Genomic DNA, 6260 nt, shown 5'->3' on the forward strand with positions numbered 1-6260 from the left:
ACGGCATCGCTCCTGTAATCACCCTTGTAGGTGACTCAACCATTGATCATGTTAATGGCCAGTTATTCACTGACCCTGGTACGATAGGATCAGACAACCTTGACGGAGATATTAGCCTCAACATTACAACAGGCGGCTTTGTCGATATTAATACCGATGGCACCTACGTCTTGAGCTATGACCTTGTCGACGCTGCTGGGAATGCCGCTATAACCGTGCAAAGAACCATTAATGTTGTCACCCCTGCTGCAATATTTGTCGAGGCCGAAACGGGCACAATCGGTGATGGGCCAGATGTAGAAAGTTATGGCTCAGGCTTTACCGGCTCAGGTTATATCAATATAAGCTTGGCACAGGATGGAGATTACATTGAGTTCTCGGATATTCAGGCGTTCGCCATCCCTTACAACCTAACAATCCGATACGCTTCATCAAATGATAGCTCTTCTTTCGATATCCTTGTGAACGGTAGCGCCGCTGGTAGCATCGCTCTTTCTGCGACTGGTGATAACGCTCTCTATTTGGATTCAGCTGCTTTGCCTGTCACGCTAGTATCGGGCGCTAACACCTTGCGATTCAATATACTTGTCGATCCAACCGATAAACGAATCGACTCGTTTACTCTAACGCCGCAATAGAATGGAGATTAAAGCTTAAGGTGAAACTATGTTGAATCGATTTATTTACGCTGCTTGTCTACCAATATTATTAAGTGCCTGTGATGGCGGTAGCAAGCAATCGAGCACTGAACCAGCGGATATCAGAACAGGCAGTTTTATTGATAGCCCGGTATCAGGCCTATATTATGAAACAGAAACACAGTCAGGCATGACGAATGAGCGTGGTGAGTTTTCTTATAGCGATGGCGAACAGGTTAAGTTCTCTATTGGTGGAATCTATCTAGGTACATCAGAAGCACAGGAACTTATCACGCCTTTTGATCTATCCGGTTCCGCCCCGCTAAACAGTGAAAAAAGTATCATTACAAGTCTGCAAAGCACCGACATATCCAGCTTTGACCGCGTCATCAACATAGCGACACTCCTTCAGGCACTCGACCAGGACGGCGAGCCTGAGAACGGCATAGACCTTGGAAACGCTCACACAGAATTAGAGCTTTCAACAATCAATTTCTATGTAAAGGCCTCCCAGTTTACCGAGCAAGTCGATTTTAAAGGCGTTCTATCGCAACTCAATATCGAAAGCCACAGAACCTTCACTCAAGCAGCCCAACATCTTTATGAAAACCTCGATATCAGTATCGAATCAAACCTTAACTCTGCAGTTTTATCGAATGAAGGTAAGTTAGATAAAACCCTCGTTCAGTATTCATACAGCCAAGAGCGGCTTCTAACAAGCCAGGAAACAGACTTCAATAACGATGGAACTGTCGACAAAACCATTCACTACAGCTATGACAGTCAAAACCGTTTAACGCAAACATCTGATAGCGCGTCAAATACAGTTGAAACAATCAGCTATGATGATGACGGTAATATCCTGAGCAAAGAAATAGATAGACCTGAAGACGAACTCGATATATTGCAATCCTACACTTACCAAGACTCTCTACTGTCAAAACTCGAAACTGATTTGGGGAATGATGGCACAATAGATATTTTGGCAGAATATCAATATGACACCGAGGGCAATGTTATTCTGTATACAGTCAGTCGCAATAGCGAACTTGCTTCAAGCGTCTCATATACATACTCCGGAAACAGGCTTAGATCTCAATCTGAGGATAGTGATAATGACGGCGAAGCAAACTCTTCAATCAGCTATAACTATGACTTAAACGGCAATATCCTAAGCCAGCATAACATTCGATCCAACCAGGAAAACACTCAAACTTCTATAAGCCGCTTCAGCTACGACAGTAACAATCGCCCAAACCGCTACGAGCGTGATGATAACCAGGACGGCACACCAGAATATATCGAGTCATATCAATATAATAATTTGAACAAGCGGACCGAATACAAAAAAGACCTCGATGGCGATCGTGTTTGGGATTTTGTAGCCCAATATGATTACGATATCAATGGAAACCGAACACAAATGCTTGAAGATAGCGATGGCAACGGCATTGTCGACAAGGCTTGGTTTGCAGACTATCAGGCAGCATCATTTGACAACGCCTGGGACAGAATTATCGAACAACTCTGAGCTAATTAAAGATTCATAATTCCTTTTAAAAACCTGCGATAAGCAGGTTTTTTATACTCTAAAAGCAGTTAACAAGCAGCCCCTCAATTAACGACTCACCTTACAGGCATACAGAAATAAGAAGCCAGACCACACACAAAAACCACAAACACTAGAAACATAAATATTATTCATTTTTAGTTTCAACAACTTATAAAGCCACGCCACAGCAAAACAAAAACACCCAAACCCAAAAAAAGAACCATTTCACCCGACAAGCGTGCTCCATTTCAATTTTTGAAAAAAAATATCGCCGTTTGTTAAGCAGCTTCGCTCATTCATTAGACTCAGGTAAGTATTGCCGTTATATTCGCCGCCTTGGAAGCCTTACTTGAAATTCAGGCCATGGAACAGTAAGGCGACCAAGAACTTTCATACCTCATTCGTTATGGATAATAAATATGTACAAGCTAAAGCTAGCGGTCGCCTTTGCCTCTCTATTTATCTCATTGTTCTCGGGAGTTTCCTATTCGGCCCCGGGTGACCCTGGCAATATTCTAACGACACTAAGCATTAACAACATCAGTGGTGATGGTCGCACCCCTTCCACCCCCCACGGCGTCACCATGCATGACGGCTACCTTTGGGTCGTCGATTTTGGCACCGACAGAATCTACAGGGTCTATCCAGAAGATGTCTATGACGAAGAAGGAGCGCTTCAATTTTCTGCCGGTGATAGTGATTTAAACCTTCCCCTTACAGACACAGATAATCCGCCAATTAACAGTGACGGAAACCCCATCCCTACTTGCGGTGCAACACCGGCCGGTCAATACTGTGGCGGTGGCGGTTTAACCTTTGCCGAGAATTATCTTTGGAATGCCAGCCCTATTACAGACAACATTATAAAAATCGACCCTGTTGATGGAGATAACCTCGAATCCGAAAATGCACTATCAGAGCTCGAGTTTCCATCACCAACCGACATGACTTATGACGGACATAGCTTCTGGATAGTTGACTGGCAAACTAACACTATTAATAAGGTTCGCCCTGAAGATGGCGCGCTACTTCTATCATTACCCGGCCCTTCAACACTACCTTCTTATCAGTCTAACCCTTCTGTCACCAATGCTCGTCCTTTCGGTATTACCTGGGATGGTCGCGACTTGTGGGTAGCAGACCAACAAGAACAAAAGATATTTCGGGTTGACCCCACTGACGGTAGCGTGGTCGGTTTTTTTGAAACACCAGGCTCAAACCCCAAGGGCTTAAGCTGGGACGGGGAACTAATTTGGCACGCTGACCAAACAACAGGCCTAATTTACGCGATTGAAACAGGTGTCATACCTTTCGGTATCACAGGCTGTATCGAAAAGAATGGTGTAGCAATCGAAGCAGACCTACTTCTCAGCCAAACAGCACAATCGGATATAACCACAAGCACCGATGTGGATGGTTGCTTCCAGTTTACCAATTTTGTTGCTGGCTCCCCGATTCAGCTTCAAGCAAACGAGTCAGGTGTTGACCTTAAGCCGGTTATTACACTTAGTGAAACGTCACCTGGTTCAACTGATGTCACCCTCTTGGTCGGCGATACCTATGCAGAGCCTGGCTTCGTTGCGATAGACCCAGAGGACGGTGACATTAGTGTCGATGTTATCACTAGACCAAACGTCCTTGATACTCCCTCTATTATTGATACTTCCACCCCTAATAACTCCGGCATTCAAATTGAATACGATGTTGTCGACAGCCAAGGCAACAACGCGACAACAGTTATCCGAACTGTATACGTCATCGAAGAAGATACTACTGCACCAGTGATCACTCTTATTGGTGACGACCCTACTTATGTTGAACAGCTTTCGACTTATAATGAAGAAGGCGCTACCGCTATCGATAACCGTGATGGAGATATCAGCGCCAACATTATGATCAGTGGAAACGTCGATTCTGACACTGCCGGCACTTACACACTTGCTTACGATGTTACCGATGAAGCTGGCAATGTAGCCACGACCGTAACGCGCGAGGTGATCGTTCAAGATACGACTGCACCAGTAATAACACTTATCGGCGACGCAGTTGTTACACTAGAAAGAGGCGATAGCTTCTCAGATGAAGGTGCCAGCGCCGTCGACAATGTTGACGGAGATATTAGTGCAAGCATAGTAAGTTCAGGTAGCGTAATCAGCGGAAGCGTTGGCAGCTACATCATAAACTACAATGTTTCTGACACTGCTGGTAATTCAGCTATTGTTGTATCGCGTACAGTTAACGTCGTCGACAGCACCGCGCCAATCATTACCTTGTTAGGAGCTGCTCCATATAATCAAGAAATTAACACCCCATTTAATGACCCAGGCGCTACCGCAATTGATGTTCCTGGTGAAGACTTATCAAGTTCGATTGTCGTAACAGGTACGGTAAATACTTCAGTCGAGGGAACCTACACTCTTTCTTACGATGTAAGCGATGCATCGGGTAACGTTGCAACAAGCATTTTCCGAGATGTTATCGTTGCCGATTCCGGTAGCCCTATGATCACCCTACTCGGAGATAACCCTCTCACTCACGCACAAGGCTCGCCTTACACTGACCCTGGAGCAACAGCTACGGATGCGGTAGATGGTGACCTTTCCGGAAGCATTGTTGTCGGTGGCGACACGGTAGACCCTAACTTAATCGGCAGCTACCTTATAACTTACGATGTCTCAGATTCATCGGGCAACCCTGCTCCAACCGTAACCCGTACAGTCAACATAGATGACTCAACAGCCCCAGTAATTACTTTAATTGGCGATACAAACACCAATCACCAGCTTGGCACAGCCTACGTCGATGCGGGCGCTACAGCATTAGACAATATAGATGGCGATATTAGCTCAAATATTGTTGTTAGCGGTGATACCGTCGATGGAAATACTCAAGGAACTTACACAGTTATCTACAATGTCACTGATTCATCAGGAAATGCTGCAAACCCCATGGTAAGGTTTGTGACGGTAGATGATGTAACACCACCGGTAATCACCTTAGTTGGCAATAACCCAATTAATCATGAAGTGAATACAATTTACACTGACCCTGGTGCCACAGCCACAGATAATACTGACGGCGATATTTCTGCAAACATCGGTGTCAGCGGTACAGTCAATGCAACCGTAATCGGCAGTTATGTACTGAGCTACAACGTGAACGATTCCTCAGGCAACTCTGCTACTACCGTTACCCGAACAATTAACGTTCAAGATACTGGCGCACCTAGCATCACTCTCCTAGGTAGCAGCCCACTTAACCATGAACTAAATACCCCCTATACCGATGCTGGCGCGACTGCAAGCGATGCGCTGGATGGTGATATCTCAACTAACATCATCGTCGGTGGTGCTACCGTAGATTCCAGTGTTACTGGTACCTACGTGATCACCTACGATGTCAGTGACTCCAACGGCAACCCTGCCGTACAGCAAACACGTACAGTAAATGTGAACGACTTTACTGCCCCAGTCATTACGCTTAATGGTGACAGCAGCATTAATATCGCTCTAGGTAGTGTCTACAATGATGCGGATGCGAGTGCGTCGGACAATATTGATGGCGATATTTCAGCAAGCATTATTCAGAGTGGCACTGTTGATACCGGTACAATTGGTAGCTACACCCTTGTGTATAACGTGAGTGATGCGGCTGGCAACGCTGCAATCCCCGTCACACGAACAGTTAATGTTGCTGATGCGAGCGGCCCTGTTATTACGCTGATCGGAACCAACCCCATTAATCATGAGGTGAATACAATCTTCACCGACCCGGGTGCGACAGCGCTAGATAATGTCGATGGAGATGTATCTTCAAATATCGGTGTCAGTGGTACGGTCAATGCTGCAGTTGTTGGTAGCTATGTACTGAGCTACAACGTGAACGACTCATCGGGTAACCCTGCCAACACCGTTAATCGAACGGTCAATGTTCAGGATACCGGCGCTCCTAGCATCACCGTGTTAGGTAGCAGCCCACTTAACCATGAGCTAAATACCCCTTATACCGATGCTGGTGCGACTGCGAATGACGCACTTGACGGAGACCTATCTGCAGGCATTATAGTTGGC

Annotated in this window: 3 protein-coding genes; all 3 read left to right on the top strand. The window is 45.6% G+C overall.

All coding sequences use genetic code 11. From position 1 onward, the window contains the following. A partial coding sequence (locus tag A3735_RS14550) for an immunoglobulin-like domain-containing protein (RefSeq protein ID WP_156499676.1) occupies window positions 1-638 on the top strand: 638 nt, incomplete at its 5' end. Between the two features lie 28 nt (window positions 639-666). Continuing rightward, window positions 667-2169, top strand: coding sequence for a hypothetical protein (locus A3735_RS14555; RefSeq protein WP_068509796.1), 1503 nt, complete (start codon window positions 667-669; stop codon window positions 2167-2169). Window positions 2170-2609: 440 nt separating this feature from the next. Then, window positions 2610-6260, top strand: a 3651-nt coding sequence (locus A3735_RS14560; protein ID WP_156499678.1) for an immunoglobulin-like domain-containing protein, incomplete at its 3' end; no start/stop codon positions are given.

This window comes from Oleiphilus sp. HI0061 (assembly GCF_001635675.1).